The sequence below is a fragment of the Pantoea allii genome, from assembly GCF_002307475.1.
Classification (GTDB): Bacteria; Pseudomonadota; Gammaproteobacteria; order Enterobacterales; family Enterobacteriaceae; genus Pantoea; species Pantoea allii.
Genome location: NZ_NTMH01000015.1, coordinates 38,877 through 53,861 on the forward strand (window position 1 = coordinate 38,877; position 14,985 = coordinate 53,861).

Annotated in this window: 16 protein-coding genes, 2 tRNA genes and 1 rRNA gene; 13 read left to right on the forward strand and 6 right to left on the reverse strand. The window is 48.9% G+C overall.

Features of this window, described 5'->3' with window-relative positions; translation table 11 throughout:
- The first annotated feature begins 15 nt into the window (after positions 1-15).
- The 9 genes from CMR03_RS05645 to CMR03_RS05685 all read left to right on the forward strand — a co-directional run bounded on the left by CMR03_RS05645 (position 16) and on the right by CMR03_RS05685 (position 7,708).
- Positions 16-1,515: an NCS1 family nucleobase:cation symporter-1 gene (locus tag CMR03_RS05645; protein ID WP_063878512.1), complete on the forward strand. Its 1,500-nt coding sequence runs from the start codon at positions 16-18 to the stop codon at positions 1,513-1,515.
- A gap of 507 nt (positions 1,516-2,022) precedes the next feature.
- On the forward strand, positions 2,023-2,571 hold the full coding sequence (gene srlA / locus CMR03_RS05650) for a PTS glucitol/sorbitol transporter subunit IIC (RefSeq protein ID WP_013024730.1): 549 nt from the start codon (positions 2,023-2,025) through the stop codon (positions 2,569-2,571).
- Positions 2,572-2,588: 17 nt separating this feature from the next.
- The gene (srlE, locus tag CMR03_RS05655; RefSeq protein WP_063878511.1) at positions 2,589-3,605 is read left to right on the forward strand and encodes a PTS glucitol/sorbitol transporter subunit IIB; all 1,017 of its coding nucleotides are present in this window, start codon (positions 2,589-2,591) and stop codon (positions 3,603-3,605) included.
- A gap of 24 nt (positions 3,606-3,629) precedes the next feature.
- Complete coding sequence (locus CMR03_RS05660) at positions 3,630-3,989, forward strand: PTS glucitol/sorbitol transporter subunit IIA (RefSeq protein ID WP_063878510.1); 360 nt, start codon at positions 3,630-3,632, stop codon at positions 3,987-3,989.
- 9 nt (positions 3,990-3,998) lie between these two features.
- Positions 3,999-4,778 (forward strand): sorbitol-6-phosphate dehydrogenase, encoded by a 780-nt coding sequence (srlD, locus tag CMR03_RS05665; protein ID WP_096011042.1) that lies wholly within the window; start codon positions 3,999-4,001, stop codon positions 4,776-4,778.
- A 42-nt stretch (positions 4,779-4,820) separates the two neighbouring features.
- Entirely contained in the window at positions 4,821-5,186 is a 366-nt protein-coding gene (locus CMR03_RS05670; protein WP_063878508.1) for a transcriptional regulator GutM, read from the forward strand.
- An 81-nt stretch (positions 5,187-5,267) separates the two neighbouring features.
- Positions 5,268-6,041: a glucitol operon DNA-binding transcriptional repressor SrlR gene (gene srlR / locus CMR03_RS05675; RefSeq protein ID WP_063878507.1), complete on the forward strand. Its 774-nt coding sequence runs from the start codon at positions 5,268-5,270 to the stop codon at positions 6,039-6,041.
- A complete protein-coding gene (locus CMR03_RS05680) occupies positions 6,034-6,993 on the forward strand; it encodes a KpsF/GutQ family sugar-phosphate isomerase (RefSeq protein ID WP_096011043.1) in 960 nt (319 codons plus the stop codon). Before srlR ends, CMR03_RS05680 begins: the two co-directional genes overlap by 8 nt.
- Before the next feature lie 46 nt (positions 6,994-7,039).
- Complete coding sequence (locus CMR03_RS05685) at positions 7,040-7,708, forward strand: transaldolase family protein (RefSeq protein ID WP_096011044.1); 669 nt, start codon at positions 7,040-7,042, stop codon at positions 7,706-7,708.
- A gap of 174 nt (positions 7,709-7,882) precedes the next feature.
- On the opposite strand, the gene CMR03_RS05690 is transcribed toward CMR03_RS05685, so the two are convergent.
- Positions 7,883-7,959: transfer RNA gene (locus CMR03_RS05690), tRNA-Asp, on the reverse strand.
- Between the two features lie 134 nt (positions 7,960-8,093).
- Positions 8,094-8,825 (reverse strand): DNA polymerase III subunit epsilon, encoded by a 732-nt coding sequence (gene dnaQ, locus CMR03_RS05695; RefSeq protein ID WP_096011045.1) that lies wholly within the window; start codon positions 8,823-8,825, stop codon positions 8,094-8,096.
- Between the two features lie 53 nt (positions 8,826-8,878).
- On the opposite strand from dnaQ, the gene rnhA reads away from it, so the two are divergent.
- On the forward strand, positions 8,879-9,346 hold the full coding sequence (gene rnhA, locus CMR03_RS05700; protein WP_096011046.1) for a ribonuclease HI: 468 nt from the start codon (positions 8,879-8,881) through the stop codon (positions 9,344-9,346).
- On the opposite strand, the gene CMR03_RS05705 is transcribed toward rnhA, so the two are convergent.
- The gene (locus CMR03_RS05705) at positions 9,331-10,065 is read right to left on the reverse strand and encodes a class I SAM-dependent methyltransferase (protein ID WP_063878502.1); all 735 of its coding nucleotides are present in this window, start codon (positions 10,063-10,065) and stop codon (positions 9,331-9,333) included. The genes rnhA and CMR03_RS05705 overlap by 16 nt on opposite strands.
- A gap of 41 nt (positions 10,066-10,106) precedes the next feature.
- Here CMR03_RS05705 and gloB point away from each other — a divergent pair, with 41 nt between their 5' ends.
- Both gloB and mltD read left to right on the forward strand, forming a co-directional pair.
- Entirely contained in the window at positions 10,107-10,862 is a 756-nt protein-coding gene (gene gloB / locus CMR03_RS05710; protein WP_096011047.1) for a hydroxyacylglutathione hydrolase, read from the forward strand.
- 75 nt (positions 10,863-10,937) lie between these two features.
- Complete coding sequence (gene mltD / locus CMR03_RS05715; protein WP_096011048.1) at positions 10,938-12,314, forward strand: murein transglycosylase D; 1,377 nt, start codon at positions 10,938-10,940, stop codon at positions 12,312-12,314.
- Between the two features lie 114 nt (positions 12,315-12,428).
- On the opposite strand, the gene CMR03_RS05720 is transcribed toward mltD, so the two are convergent.
- Positions 12,429-13,220 (reverse strand): endonuclease/exonuclease/phosphatase family protein, encoded by a 792-nt coding sequence (locus tag CMR03_RS05720; RefSeq protein ID WP_063878499.1) that lies wholly within the window; start codon positions 13,218-13,220, stop codon positions 12,429-12,431.
- Positions 13,221-13,515: 295 nt separating this feature from the next.
- On the opposite strand from CMR03_RS05720, the gene yafC reads away from it, so the two are divergent.
- A complete protein-coding gene (gene yafC / locus CMR03_RS05725) occupies positions 13,516-14,454 on the forward strand; it encodes a DNA-binding transcriptional regulator YafC (RefSeq protein ID WP_063878498.1) in 939 nt (312 codons plus the stop codon).
- A 131-nt stretch (positions 14,455-14,585) separates the two neighbouring features.
- On the opposite strand, the gene CMR03_RS05730 is transcribed toward yafC, so the two are convergent.
- Together CMR03_RS05730 and rrf are read right to left on the reverse strand one after the other, a co-directional pair.
- Positions 14,586-14,662: transfer RNA gene (locus tag CMR03_RS05730), tRNA-Asp, on the reverse strand.
- Positions 14,663-14,897: 235 nt separating this feature from the next.
- Positions 14,898-14,985: ribosomal RNA gene (gene rrf, locus CMR03_RS05735) — 5S ribosomal RNA — on the reverse strand; the annotation flags it as partial.

Genomic DNA, 14,985 nt, shown 5'->3' on the forward strand with positions numbered 1-14,985 from the left:
AGAGGAGCAGGTTTCATGCCAAATCATTCAACGGTGGGTAACACATCGGCCTCTGAAGCCGAAGCAGCGTACAGTCCAAGGCTATGTAATGCAGACCTGGCGCCCACCCGCAATCAAAACTGGTCGTGGTACAACATCTTTTCGTTTTGGATGTCGGACGTACACAGCATGGGTGGATATGTGGTAGCGGCAAGCTTCTTTACGCTCGGGCTGGCCAGTTGGCAGGTGCTGCTGTGCCTGCTGGCAGGGATCTGTATCGTGCAGCTTTGCGCCAACCTGGTGGCTAAGCCGAGTCAAATGGCGGGCGTGCCTTATGCGGTTATTTGCCGTCAGGCATTTGGTGTCTTTGGTGCCAATATTCCGGCGGTGATTCGCGGATTGATTGCTTTCGCCTGGTACGGCATTCAGACCTGGCTGGCGGCCAATGCGCTGATGCTGGTGCTGTTAAAGTTTTATCCTGCGCTCGAAAGTCTGACACACAGCCACTGGCTTGGCCTGTCTCAGTTAGGATGGTGCTGCTTTGGGGTGATGTGGATTCTCCAGGCCATGGTGTTCTGGCACGGCATGAGCGCGATCAAACGCTTTATTGATGTTGCCGGTCCTGCAGTTTACGTGGTGATGCTGGCGTTGGCCGGCTGGATTGTATACAAAACAGGTTTCGACGGTATTTCGTTTACGCTTGCCAGCAAACAACTGACGGCAGGTGAACAGACCTGGCAAATGATTACCGCCACGGCGCTGGTTGTCTCTTACTTCTCAGGTCCGCTGCTGAATTTTGGCGATTTCTCGCGTTACAGCAAAAGCATGGGCGACATTCGTCGGGGTAATCGCTGGGGGCTGCCGTTCAACTTTCTGCTGTTCTCCATCGTTACCGTGGTGATTGTCTCCGGCACACAGTCGCTGTTTGGTAAAATGATCACCGATCCAATCGAAACCGTCAGCATGGTGGGGAGTGATTTAGCCGTGGCAATTGGCCTGTTGACGATGATTACCGCCACGATTGGTATCAACATTGTTGCGAACTTTGTGTCACCCGCTTTCGATTTTTCAAACTGCTCACCGCAGAAAATTAGCTTCCGTACAGGTGGGATGATTGCGGCAGTAGGTTCGGTGCTGTTAACGCCCTGGAATCTTTTCCAGTCGCCGGAACTGATTCACTACACGCTGGATGTATTGGGCTCTTTTATCGGCCCACTGTTTGGCATTTTATTAGCGGATTTTTATCTGATTAAAGGCGGCCGCGTTTATGTTGATGACCTGTTCGATGACACGCCAAAAGGACGCTACTGGTATCGCGGTGGATTTAATCCAAAAGCCATTGGTGCATTATTGCCTGCGGTCGCAATCTGCCTGGTGATCAGTTTTATCCCTGCCCTGCATCAGGTGGCCAACTTTAGCTGGTTTATTGGTGTGGCGCTGGCTGCCGGTGGCTACTGGATGGTGGCACGCGAAAAGCAGACCGTTGAGAAAGATCGCTCAATGGCTTCTGGTGCAGCGGTGATGCAGAAGGAATAGCGGCCTGTCCACAAGCCCTGTGGCTGTACAGTAACCCCATAAAACGACTCTACGTAGAGTCGTTTTTCGTTGGGCCGCAGACCACCGGACTGCATTGATGAGGAATGATTTTGACTGGTTTTTCTATTCAGCATTGAGTGCCCTGCCCTGCATCCGCGTATCAACACGCTATCTTGATGCATATCAGCCCTCCCTCTTTCGTAGAAACGCTCCGCGTTCGCATTGATCCTGTCTTTGCCAGCTGAAACTCAGTAGGTATAAAAAACTTAAAAATCATAAGCATAAACCTTTACAGAGTCAGCTAACCCTGTCGCAACGGCAAACAAAGAATGCGATGCCCCCACCAGACAAAAAATTCATTTCAAAACAAAAAATAGTTCAAATTGAAAGTTAAATAATTTATTTGTGATCTATATAAAATATTTATCCATTCAAAACGATTATATTTTTTTGCGAGTTAAGGCGTAGCAAGCGCGAAAATCCAGGCAACCTTAAAGGAGTGGCAACATGATTGATGCAATCACCTTTGGTGCGGAATGGTTTATTGGACTGTTCCAGAAAGGAGGTGAAGTTTTTGTCGGCATGGTGACAGGAATTTTACCTTTGTTAATTAGTTTATTAGTCGTAATGAACGCGTTGATCAGATTCGTAGGGCAGCATCGAATTGAGCGACTGGCACAAAAATGTGCGGGCAACCCTGTTTCACGCTATCTGCTTTTACCGCTTATCGGCACCTTCGTTTTTTGTAACCCTATGACACTCAGCCTGGGGCGATTTATGCCCGAAAAATACAAGCCAGGATACTACGCGGCCTCTTCGTACAGTTGCCATTCCATGAATGGATTATTTCCTCATGTTAATCCAGGCGAACTTTTTGTTTATTTAGGCGTTGCCAGTGGCCTGACAACCTTAGGTTTGCCCTTAGGCCCCCTTGCTGTTAGCTATTTTCTGGTTGGACTTTTTACTAATTTTTTTCGGGGCTGGATTACCGATCTCACCACCAGCCTGTTTGAAAAAAAGATGGGCATTAAGCTCGACAAAAACGTTCAGCTTTAATAAAGGCGGAAAATAAAATGACGACACAAATCCGTATCGAGAAAGGAAGCAGTGGCTGGGGCGGCCCTTTACAACTTGATATAACACCTGGGAAAAAAATTGTTTACATCACAGCAGGCACCCGACCGTCAATTGTGGACAGGCTCAGCGAAATCACCGGTTGGGAAGCCGTAGATGGTTTTAAACAAGGTGAACCACCCGCTGATGAGATTGGCCTGGCAATCATCGATTGTGGTGGCACGCTACGTTGTGGTCTTTATCCCAAACGCGGTATTCCCACTGTGAATATCCATGCCACGGGGAAATCCGGACCGCTGGCGCAATATATTCTGGAGAACATTTATGTCTCTGGTGTTAAGCCTGAGAATATAAGCATCGTCAATGAAGAGCAGCATGACAGTAAAGAGCGGGTAAACGAGCATGACGCAAAGCTTGCTGCCCTGGCACCGTGTGATTCAACTACGGGTAAAGATTACGATCCGAGTAAAAAAATCACCGAGCAAAGCGACGGTTTACTGGCAAAAATCGGCACGGGAATGGGGACCATCGTCGCCGAATTTTTCCAGGCCGGCCGCGATACAATCGATACCGTACTCAAGACTATTCTCCCTTTTATGGCATTCGTTGCTGCCATCATTGGAATCATCATGGCCTCAGGTTTGGGGGATATGATTGCCCACGGGCTGACCCCACTAGCCACCAATCCGCTTGGATTAATCACGTTGGCGTTAATTTGTTCGTTCCCGCTACTGTCGCCGTTCTTAGGACCGGGGGCGGTGATTGCCCAGGTTATCGGTGTACTTATTGGCGTTCAGATCGGACTGGGTAATATTCCGCCCCATCTTGCCCTGCCTGCCCTGTTTGCCATCAATGCACAAGCTGCTGCGGATTTTATTCCTGTCGGTTTATCGCTGGCGGAGGCGAAACAGGACACCGTGCGCGTGGGGGTTCCTTCTGTACTGGTAGGCCGTTTTCTGACCGGTGCACCGACTGTGCTGATTGCCTGGGCAGTCTCTGCTTTTATTTATCACTGAACGTTAACCTTCTGGAGAAAAGTCATGACGCACTTTGAAACTGAAATAATCAAAGTTGGCATAAATGCCCACGATGCGCTGCTTGAAAACATGATGATTTTATTTCGGGAAGGCGCACCAGCCGATATTCAGGATTATTGCTTTATTCATCAGCATGGCATGCTGATGGGACATCCTGTAACGGGTTCAACCCTACAGCTGGGAGAAAGGTGTTATCCAGTGACCGCTATCGGTGAGGTCGCGATTGAGAACCTACGCGAGCTGGGACATATCACCGTCGTTTTCGATGGGCAGTCAATAGCGCAATTACCCGGATCAATCCATGTCAGTGGAAAAGCGCCCGAAAGGATCACCCCTGAAACATCCGTCAAACTCTTTGCTTAGGAGCCTGTTATGTCTGAAGTTGCTGTTGTAATCGGTGGAGGGCAAACGCTGGGTGCGTTTCTGGCGAAAGGATTGGCCGAAGCGGGCTACCGCGTTGCCGTAGCAGATTTGAAGGGTGAAAACGCCAGAAAAGTTGCCTCAGAAATTAACGCCGAATATGGCGCTGATCTGGCCGTGGGGTTTGAGGTTGATGCAACAGATGAGAAAAGTGTTATTGAGCTTGCTGGCAATATCGATACGATCTTTAAACAGGTCAATGTGATGATTTATAGTGCCGGCATGGCAAAAGCCTCCTTCGTCACTGATTTTGCGTTAAAAGATTTTGAAGTATCTTTGCAGGTCAATCTCGTAGGTTATTTTCTTTGCGCGCGTGAATTTGCCAGGCTGATGATTCGCGATAATATTCCAGGCCGCATTATTCAGATTAATTCAAAGTCGGGTAAAACAGGCAGTAAACATAATTCGGGCTATAGTGCTGCTAAATTTGGCGGGGTAGGATTAACACAGTCCCTGGCACTTGATTTAGCGGATTATGGCATCACGGTACATTCACTGATGCTGGGTAATTTGCTCAAGTCGCCGATGTTTCAATCTCTGCTCCCCCAGTATGCAAAAAAATTGGGCATCTCGCCCGACGAAGTTGAAGCCAGTTATATTGCGAAAGTGCCACTCAAACGCGGATGCGAGTATCAGGATGTCCTGAATGTCTTGTTGTTTTATGCCAGTGATAAATCCTCGTATTGCACTGGACAGTCTATCAACATCACGGGCGGTCAGGTGATGTTCTGATCGACCCGATCATGATTAGCAGGCATCGCTCAGGAGAAGACGATGAGTAGCGGGATAATTGCTGTAGCACTTTTAGCATGGCTGGCACATACGCTGTTTGGCTGGTATCAGCTACGAAGCTTTAACCGCATGTTAGATGGCTTATTTCAGCAAGGCAGAGTCGGAATTGGGCGTTCAGCATCTACCCGCTTCAATGTTGAACCACGCGTTATTATCGCACTCGCTGTAGATACAAAAGGACGAATCATATCGGCTGTCATTATGAAAGGTTTCACCGTTTTTGCCCGTCCACGCGCGCTACCTTTGTTAAATGGCTGTTATCTTAATGATATAGATGCGAAAAAAATTTTTCCTGAGCGTGAAACGTGTCAAAAAGCCTTACTTTCCGCCATATCAATGAAAGAGTAATGTGTTAAATTGAAAGCAGGATGAAAATTACAGCACTGCTTTAATTTTGATAAAAAACACCTTTCAGATAAGGCTTTACCAATGAAACCGCGACAAAGACAGGAAGCCATCCTTGCCTATCTACAAAAAAATGGCAAAACCACAATTAGCGATCTGATCGAACATTTTAAAGCAACAGGCACCACTATTCGTAAAGATTTGACCGAGATGGAGAAGCGCAGTGAGGTTATTCGTATTCACGGTGGCGTCATTCTGAGCCATGAAGAAGGCGATCAACCTATCGACCATAAAACACATATTAACAGTGACAGGAAAAGGCGCATTGCTGAATCGGCCGTACAACTGGTTAACGATGGTGATTCGCTGATCCTTGATACCGGCAGCACAGTGCTCCAAATGGTCAGGCATCTGAAGCCGTTCAATAACATTACTGTTATGACAAACAGCCTACACATTGTGAATGCGCTGATGGAATTAGATGGCGATCAGACCATTTTAATGCCTGGCGGAACGTTAAGAAAAAAGTCAGCTTCATTTCATGGAGGGCTTGCCGAGTCAGCATTCCGCTCTTTTAACTTTGATAAGTTATTTATTGGCGCCGATGGCATTGATTTGGATATGGGGATCACCACCTTTAATGAAGTTCATGCCGTCAGCACATCGATGTGCGCGGCTGCTGACAAGATTATTGTGTTAGCTGACTCATCCAAGTTTGGTCGCAAAAGTCCGAATGTTGTTTGCAGCCTGGATAAGGTTGATACCATTATCACGGATGCCGGTATTACTGCTCATTACCTTCAACAATTAGCGGATAAAAAAATCAACGTCATTGTCGCAGGAGGTGATGATGAATAATCCAGAAGTGCTGCTGGACTATGCCAGAGAGGCGCTTTCGCTTGAAATTACCGAAGCTCAGAATCTGTTTAATAGTTTAAATGGTGAGTTTATACAAGCCTGCAAGCTGATTTTACAGTGTCAGGGGAAAACCATTGTTTCAGGAATCGGTAAATCCGGTCATATTGGTAAAAAAATAGCCGCCTCGCTGGCCAGCACAGGTACACCGGCTTTTTTTGTGCATCCCGCCGAGGCCTTGCATGGCGACCTTGGTATGATTACGTCTCATGACGTATTTATCTTTATCTCTAATTCGGGCAGGGCCGCTGAACTGCAGATAATTATTCCTGCACTGCGGGCACTCCAGGTACCCATTATTGCGATAACCAACGTTACCAGTTCCTTTCTGGCACAACAGGCCGACTGCGTTTTACACCTTGCTGTCAATCGTGAAGCCTGCCCGATGGGGCTTGCTCCCACGTCAAGCGCCGTGAATACACTGTTAATCGGCGATGCCCTGGCGATGGCACTGATGCGTTCACGCGATTTCAACGAAGAGCAATTTGCCCGTTCCCACCCCGGCGGCAGCTTAGGTGCAGGCTTACTTAATTCGGTTACGCAGCTCATGCGAAAAGGTAGCCGCATTCCTCGCGTCAATAAAAACGCCTCCGTTTTAGATGCGATGGAAGAACTTACCCGCACCGGTATGGGAATTGTTATTGCCTGCGATGATAACAATGATATTGAGGGTATTTTTACTGATGGCGACCTGCGTCGTGCCTTATTGGCAGGTAAAAAGCTGGACGATCAACTTGAGCCACTCCTGACACGTCCCGGTTATAAACTGGCCGAGCACCTCAGCGTTGCGGCGGCTACGCAGAAATTATATGACCGACGCATTAGCGCGGCACCGGTGGTTAACCAACAAGGTAAGTTAGTCGGGGCCATCAATATCTATGATTTGCATAAATGACATTCATGAGCGAGTGACTGAAACACCAGAATACCTGAGAGGGAATATGGAATTATATATCGATAGTGCAGATACGTTTGCTATTCGCGAGATGGTAAAAATTTTACCCGTCAATGGCGTTACCACCAACCCTTCGCTGGTTGCTAAATCTGGCGTCGAACTGACGCACTTAATCAGTGACATCCGGACTATTTTGGGTGAGGAGAAACTTATCTTTGCTCAGGTTTTAGCAAGCGATACACCAAATATTATTCGCGAAGCGCAGTATCTGCATGAAATGTGCGCCAATATGGTCGTAAAAATACCCGTCAATCGTGCAGGGCTGGCCGCAATGACTCAGTTGAAACAGCGTAACATTCCAACGTTAGGTACTGCGGTTTATTCCACGTCACAGGCGATGTTAGCGGCCTTCGCAGGCGCTGATTATATTGCGCCCTATTTTAATCGCATGGAAAATAACAATATTAATGCAAAGCAGGCCATTTCAGATATTCAGCAGTTTATTCAACTGCACAAGATGGATTGCAAAATACTCGCTGCCAGCTTTAAAAACACCACTCAGGTGGCAGACTGTCTGCTGGCGGGAGCGGCGGCTGTTACATTGCCTGTCGATGTTATGTGTGAAATGTTTAACTCCCCTCTGGCAAAGCACGCCATTGATGATTTCAGCCATGACTGGAATCAGGCATTTAACCGTCAGCAGTTGATTATTTAGTTCTGCGAACGCGTTAATAGTGCATAAGCGAGAGCAAGGTTTTGCTGCGGGCACAGCATCTTCTGTTTGGCAGCATTAACGCTTTGGACGAGTGAGTAAAGGGGGGAATGCTTCGTGCTTTCAGTCGCTAAAAAGCAAAAACGCCATGCTGATAACCAGCATGGCGTCAAAATTTGGCGGAACGGACGGGGCTCGAACCCGCGACCCCCTGCGTGACAGGCAGGTATTCTAACCAACTGAACTACCGCTCCGCGCTTTGTTCCCCGTCGGGAACGAGGCGCATATTAATCACAACGTCTTTACGCGTCAACGCTTTTCCCCGCGTAACATTCCGTTTGCTGCTATTTTCGCCCCAATGTTGATTTTACACACAAAACGTTGGCTTTCAGACGCGCCACAGGCAGTTGCCGCCCTTCTTCATAATCAAATCTAAGCGTGACTCGTGTTCGTTAACTTCATCCGCGCTGGCGGTGACGACACGCAAGCCTGAACTGGGACGAACGATACGCTGAATGCCCTCGCTCTGCTGCTGGCGCGCTCGCTCCTCTTCCGACGAGAACGACAACGACGTCTGCCCACCGGTCATCGTTAAGAAGACTTCAGCCAGAATCTCGGCATCAAGCAGTGCGCCGTGCAGCGTACGCTTGCTGTTATCTATTTCATAGCGCGAACACAGCGCATCAAGGCTGTTACGCTTGCCAGGAAACATGCGGCGCGCCATCGCCAGGCTGTCGGTTATCTTGCAGAAGGTTTCGGTTTTTTCAATGCCGCGCTGAAGCTTGCCAAACTCGTAATCCATAAAGCCGATATCAAACGACGCGTTATGAATAACGAGTTCCGCCCCGCGGATGTAGTCGAGAAACTCATCGGCAATATCGCTGAACGATGGTTTATCCAGCAGAAATTCATCGGCGATACCGTGAACGCCAAACGCTTCAGGATCGACCAGCCGGTCAGGCTTCAGATACATATGGAAGTTGTTCCCCGTCAGACGACGGTTAACCACTTCAACCGCACCTATCTCAATGATGCGGTGACCTTCATAATGTACCCCGATCATATTCATACCGGTGGTTTCAGTATCGAGAACAATTTGACGGTTATTTGCAGTGCTCATAGGGCTCGTTTTATGTCAGACTTGGCGTTTTGTCAGAAGGAAGTCTACCAGAGATGCGTAAACAGGTAGAGATTTTCACCGATGGATCTTGTCTCGGCAACCCAGGTCCGGGTGGTTATGGCGCAATTTTGCGTTACGGAGAGCATGAAAAAACCTTCAGTGCGGGTTATCGCCTGACGACCAACAATCGTATGGAGTTGATGGCGGCCATTGTTTCACTGGAAGCCCTGAAACAGCCCTGTGATGTGGTGTTGAGTACCGACAGTCAGTATGTGCGCCAGGGCATTACGCAATGGATACATAACTGGAAGAAGCGTGGCTGGAAAACCGCCGAAAAGAAGCCCGTTAAAAACGTCGATTTATGGCAACGGCTTGATACTGCGCTCAGCACTCATACGATTCAGTGGGAATGGGTTAAAGGCCATGCGGGCCATCCCGAAAATGAACGCTGTGATGAACTGGCGCGCAGTGCGGCTAACAATCCGGCCTTTGATGATATTGGCTATCAGCCCGAATCCTGATCGTTAGCCTGCCGAAACTGGCGCGTCGCATTGACGGTCTGGGGTAATTGCCTTTTGCTCAGACTCATCCGCGCCTTCGTGGGCGTGAGCGGAAAACTTCGTTTACGCGCCACGACAATGTTCAGGCAACCTAACGCGGGTAAATGAGCGCTGATCATTTTCCCCCCCTGTCGATGCCAGGGCAACACCTGGAAACGCGTGCGGAAAACCACTTCGTAATTCAGCAAGCCCAGCCAGTCCAGTAAACGCATCTGACTAAACATGCGGCTGCTCCAGGGCGCTTTACGATGAATGCCCGGCACCATCTTACTGATCCCCAGCAAACTGAACGGATTGAAGCCGCTGATGATCATCCAGCCATCATCGATTAGCACACGATCGACTTCCCGTAATATCCGATGGGGGTCCTGACTCCATGACAACGTATGTGCCAGTAAGCAGGCATCAACCGATTTTGACTCAAACGGCAGTTGTGCGGGATTGGCTAGTACCTGTAACTGTTCTCCCTCAGTGCCAACACTGACCTGATGTGAGATAGCGCAATTTTCCGTGTTGATTTCTGCGCTGAGGTTGCCAAGCTTAAGCATATGAAAGCCGTACAGCTTTCCAAGGTAAGGCTGAAGTTGCTGTGTCAGTGCATCGCGGAAGTAGACTCCCCATGGCATGTCGCGCCATGAGAGTGGCGCGTTCAGGATTTGGCGTGTTTTAGCGGACTTCATGCTTTACCATTTTCCTTTTTTACGGCCAGCGAGAGGGTTTTATGAATCTTACCAGTATTCCTGCATTACAAGATAACTACATCTGGACGTTAACAGATGACAAGGGAAAATGCCTGATTGTTGATCCTGGTGAAGCCCAGCCGGTGCTGGAGAAGATTCACGCGAACGGCTGGCAGCCCGAAGCCATTCTGTTAACCCATCACCATAATGACCACGTCGGCGGCGTTAAAACCTTGTGTGAACACTTCCCCGACATTGTGGTTTACGGTCCACAGGAAACGGCGGACAAAGGCGCAAAAAACCTTGTTAGTGAAGGGGATGAGTTTGACATTTTGGGTCTGTCATTCGAGGTCATCGCTACCCCGGGGCACACTTTAGGACATATCTCATATTACAGTTCGCCTTATCTTTTTTGTGGGGACACGATGTTTTCAGGCGGCTGCGGAAGGTTATTCGAAGGTACGCCAGAACAAATGTATGAATCTTTTCAAAAGCTTAATAAGCTTCCAGGAGAGACTCTGGTGTGCTGCGCACATGAGTATACTTTATCCAATCTGAAGTTTTCTGCTGCAATTTTACCCCACGACCCGCAAATAACGGCTGAATACCACAAAATTAAGGACTTACGGGCCGAAAACCGTATTACTTTACCTACAAAACTGGCCCACGAGCGCGTAATAAATTTATTTCTCAGAACGCAAGATCCTGATTTACAACGTGCTTTAGACCTTGATTCAGAGGTTGGGCCGGTATGGCAGACATTTGCCGTTCTACGCGAGAAGAAAGACCGTTTTTGATTTTTCAGGTTGTGTTGTGAAGCACCGTCACGTATAGTTGCTCGTCTTTTAAGCGAACGAACTATTGACACACATATGAAGGCTAAAGCGATATTACTCGCCTCGGTCTTGCTGGTAGGATGTCAGGCATCACGGAATGACGCCAATATCCCCGAACAGCATGCACAGAGTCTGTCTTCAGCTGGTCAAAGTGAAAATGGAAAATACGGTGATCGACTTTTATCGCCGCGATGGCAGGAAGATGGAACTGGCCTCGCAGAAGATAGTGATCTCTGGAGTTTCATTAGTGACGAGTTGAAGATGGGGATTCCGGAAAACCCGCGAATCCGCGAACAAAAATTAAAATTTTTAAAAAATAAGAGCTATCTCCACGATGTAACATTACGGGCAGAGCCGTACATGTACTGGATAGTCGAGCAGATTAAGAAACGTAAGATGCCGATGGAACTGGTACTGCTACCCATAGTGGAGAGCGCTTTTGATCCTCATGCAACCTCGTCTGCAAATGCCGCTGGCATCTGGCAGATTGTGGGAAGTACGGGTCGAAACTATGGTTTAAAACAGAACCGTTATTACGATGGTCGTCGCGACGTTGTCGCCTCAACCAAGGTTGCGCTGGATATGATGCAGCGTCTCAACACCATGTTCGGCGGTGACTGGCTTCTGACAGTTGCTGCTTATAACAGTGGTGAAGGACGTGTGCTAAAAGCGATTAAACAGAACAAGGCGCGCGGCAAGCCCACCGACTTCTGGCATCTTTCGCTTCCACGTGAAACCACGGTTTATGTCCCGAAAATGTTGGCCTTGAGCGAACTTCTCAAGAACAACAAGCGTTACGGAATTAAACTGCCGACGCCTAATGAAAACCGCGCATTAGCACGTGTTGAAGTAGGCCAGCAGATTAAACTGACGCAGGCCGCAGAAATGGCTGGTATGCCGCTCAATAAGTTAAAGAGCTTTAATACCGGATACAAAGGCGGCGCGACAGCACCAAATGGGCCACATTACATTATGGTGCCGAAGTCTAATGTCGCACAATTGCGTGATTCACTGGCTTCCGGTGATATCTCAGCAGTACAGCCGACCCAACTGGCGAAAGCCAGTGGCGATGGCGGTTACAAAGTGCGAAATGGCGATACCCTGTCGGGAATCGCGAATAAGTTAGGCGTCAGTGTTGCAACACTGAAGCAGCAAAACAATCTGCGCAGTGCCAGTATTCGTCCAGGTCAGGTACTGACTGTCGGATCGAATGGCACCAGCCTGGCGGATAATGGCAACAGCATCACCTATCGCGTTCGTAAAGGTGATTCTCTTGACAGTATCGCCCGTCGTCACGGCGTAAACATTAAAGACGTGATGCGCTGGAACAGGGTTGTGAGTAACGCGAAAGATATTCAGCCTGGCGATGAGTTAACGTTGTTCGTGAAGAATAACGCAACGCCAGATACCTGATACATTGAAAAGGCTGACATTTGTCAGCCTTTTTTCTTATTCGATTCTGCCGCAATCTGCCTGACCTCGCGCTTTTCCGCCCTCCCCCTGACAGTAAGACTCCCGCCATCATCCTTACCTTTTGGCGTTAAACTCGACCAGTAAAGGATTATGATCGGATGCGCGCGTGACCAGCACAGAGGCTTCGCTGACGCGCATGTCGCGATAGAACACGAAATCTAACGGTCGGCCAAAAGCTTTGCGTCGGTGATCGGCAGTAAACATCACTTCTTCCAGTTGCATCTGGTGAGCAAAACGGTAAAGGGCATTGATTCGCTGGCGACTCCAGGCGTTGAAATCGCCGGCCATGATCACCGGCCCACGATGATGGATGATCTGTTCCCCAATGGGGCCCAGTTGTTTGCTGTAAACGTCCACGCCCAGACTAAAGTTTACGGCGTGAATATTTACCACCATTAGCGTTTCGCCGGTAGGTAACGGATAGGCGGTGACAAGTGCCGATTTAGAGAGCCTTAGCAGCGGCTCTCGTTCGCGCAAAGGACAACAGTAGACTGGGTGAGCGGAAGCCAGCGTCATCACGCCTGAGGGATGCTGAGGCAACACGAAAGCAGGAACCTGATCGGCCGCCAGATAATTACTGGTGGCAAAGCGGATAAGCTCAGGCGTCGTCTGCGCTTCCTGTAGTAAAACGAGATGTGCATCTTTGCCGAATCCTTCCAGTACAGACATCCAGTCGGCACGCTGCTGTTTGAAGATATTCCATACCAGCACTTTAAGATTGGGATCGGCAGGGAGCGGTGCGCCAGGAGGCAACGCCTGACCGAGATGAAACATTGCACCCGGGGGAAAGATCCTTTCCGCTGGCTGTCCGGCTACATATCTCATCGCATAGGTTTTTTTGCGCACTTTCCCGCCTGGCTAATCGTTCAAAAATTCGTGTGACTTATCTGTTATAGGGATTTTAGTACGCAGTTTCAATGGATGCTGCCGATTGTTCTCACCCTACCCCGTTTTATTTCAGTGATATCCGGCACCTGATGGCCGCGTCAACGTCTTCTCCGTTCTCTCATCCGCTGTAAAATGGCAGACTGGTGATGCCTCGATATAATGAAAAAGCCTTCTACGCCAAGGGCTCCGGTAGAGGCTGTGCTTTAATAACAGTCATGTTGGTCTTACAGGCTATTTCACGTGAAGAGAAACCATGAAGGCATCGTCTGAAGAACTGAAAGTATTTGTGAGCGTCGTTGAAAGTGGAAGCTTTAGTCGGGCCGCTGAGACGTTACAGATGGCCAATTCAGCCGTGAGTCGTACGATAAAAAAGCTGGAAAACAAATTAGGCCTGGCTTTGCTTACACGTACCACCCGGAATCTGGCGTTAACTCAGGAAGGGGAACGCTATTTTCATCAGGTTCAAAATTTCCTTCAGGTCATGACCGCTGCGGAAAATGAGTTAATAGAAAGCCGTGAGATGCCGAAGGGGTTATTGCGTATAGATGCGGCAACGCCGGTCATACTGCATCTGCTTCTGCCGATGATAAAGTCCTTTCGGGAACGCTATCCGGAAATAGACCTTTCGCTTATTTCTTCTGAAAACTTTATTAACCTTATCGAGCGTAAAGTTGATGTGGCGATCCGCGCAGGAAGCTTAACGGATTCAGGCCTTAGAGCACGGTTGCTCTTTATCAGCTATCGCCGTCTCATTGCGTCACCTGACTATCTGGAAAAATACGGCATCCCTCAACGCGCGGCCGATCTGGATAACCATCAGTGTCTTGGTTTTATTGATGCGCCTCGTCTTAACCGTTGGCCCGTAGCCTGTGAAGGTGGTGAGCTCTATGGCATTCGTTCAGAGCTTGATTCTAACAGCGGGGAAACGATCAAGCAGTTGTGCCTTGACGGCAATGGCATCGCCTGTCTTTCTGATTACATGGTGCATAAAGAAATAGAAGAAGGAAGTCTGGTGGAAATCATGTCCGAGCAGCGGCTGCCGGTAGAGATGCCGTTTAACGCCGTATATTACAGCGATCTTGGCGTCACCCAGCGTGTTCGCGCTTTCATTGATTTTCTAAGTGAGTGGGTGGTGAAGCAGCCCTGGCATGTGCAGACACAGTTGCTGCATCAGCTCTCTTTAAAGTCCTGACAGAGCTACGTCGGCCTGAGTGTTTTAAGTGCCTGCTGACGTAGAGCCTGCAACTGCGTAGAACACTACTGAAAATTTCCGCGCAGAAATGGAAAAAGCCCTGACCGTTAAGTCAGGGCTTTCCAATTAAGTGGCGGAACGGACGGGGCTCGAACCCGCGACCCCCTGCGTGACAGGCAGGTATTCTAACCAACTGAACTACCGCTCCACCGATTCTGTACTGACGTCAGAAAAACGTTCTGATATCAGATGTTTCGCCCTTCCGCGTCACCGGTAAGGTCACGACCAGCGTACTGGTCTTAATTTGATGCCTGGCAGTTGATGAATCACGCTGTGATTCACCCTTCGGGCCGCTGCTCTGCAGCGTTCAAAAGCATTCGCTTTTGTCCTACTCTCTTTGAGTAGAGAACTGCCCGAAGTAACGTGCAGGTTTTCAATTTGATGCCTGGCAGTTCCCTACTCTCGCATGGGGAGACCCCACACTACCATCGGCGCTACGGCGTTTCACTTCTGAGTTCGGCATGGGGTCAG

Bases quoted from the DNA above. Each gene is read 5' to 3' on its own strand.
- CMR03_RS05645 (WP_063878512.1), top strand. From the start codon at position 16: ATGCCAAATCATTCAACGGTGGGTAACACATCGGCCTCTGAAGCCGAA.
- srlA (WP_013024730.1), top strand. From the start codon at position 2,023: ATGATTGATGCAATCACCTTTGGTGCGGAATGGTTTATTGGACTGTTC.
- srlE (WP_063878511.1), top strand. From the start codon at position 2,589: ATGACGACACAAATCCGTATCGAGAAAGGAAGCAGTGGCTGGGGCGGC.
- CMR03_RS05660 (WP_063878510.1), top strand. From the start codon at position 3,630: ATGACGCACTTTGAAACTGAAATAATCAAAGTTGGCATAAATGCCCAC.
- srlD (WP_096011042.1), top strand. From the start codon at position 3,999: ATGTCTGAAGTTGCTGTTGTAATCGGTGGAGGGCAAACGCTGGGTGCG.
- CMR03_RS05670 (WP_063878508.1), top strand. From the start codon at position 4,821: ATGAGTAGCGGGATAATTGCTGTAGCACTTTTAGCATGGCTGGCACAT.
- srlR (WP_063878507.1), top strand. From the start codon at position 5,268: ATGAAACCGCGACAAAGACAGGAAGCCATCCTTGCCTATCTACAAAAA.
- CMR03_RS05680 (WP_096011043.1), top strand. From the start codon at position 6,034: ATGAATAATCCAGAAGTGCTGCTGGACTATGCCAGAGAGGCGCTTTCG.
- CMR03_RS05685 (WP_096011044.1), top strand. From the start codon at position 7,040: ATGGAATTATATATCGATAGTGCAGATACGTTTGCTATTCGCGAGATG.
- dnaQ (WP_096011045.1), bottom strand. From the start codon at position 8,825: ATGAGCACTGCAAATAACCGTCAAATTGTTCTCGATACTGAAACCACC.
- rnhA (WP_096011046.1), top strand. From the start codon at position 8,879: ATGCGTAAACAGGTAGAGATTTTCACCGATGGATCTTGTCTCGGCAAC.
- CMR03_RS05705 (WP_063878502.1), bottom strand. From the start codon at position 10,065: ATGAAGTCCGCTAAAACACGCCAAATCCTGAACGCGCCACTCTCATGG.
- gloB (WP_096011047.1), top strand. From the start codon at position 10,107: ATGAATCTTACCAGTATTCCTGCATTACAAGATAACTACATCTGGACG.
- mltD (WP_096011048.1), top strand. From the start codon at position 10,938: ATGAAGGCTAAAGCGATATTACTCGCCTCGGTCTTGCTGGTAGGATGT.
- yafC (WP_063878498.1), top strand. From the start codon at position 13,516: ATGAAGGCATCGTCTGAAGAACTGAAAGTATTTGTGAGCGTCGTTGAA.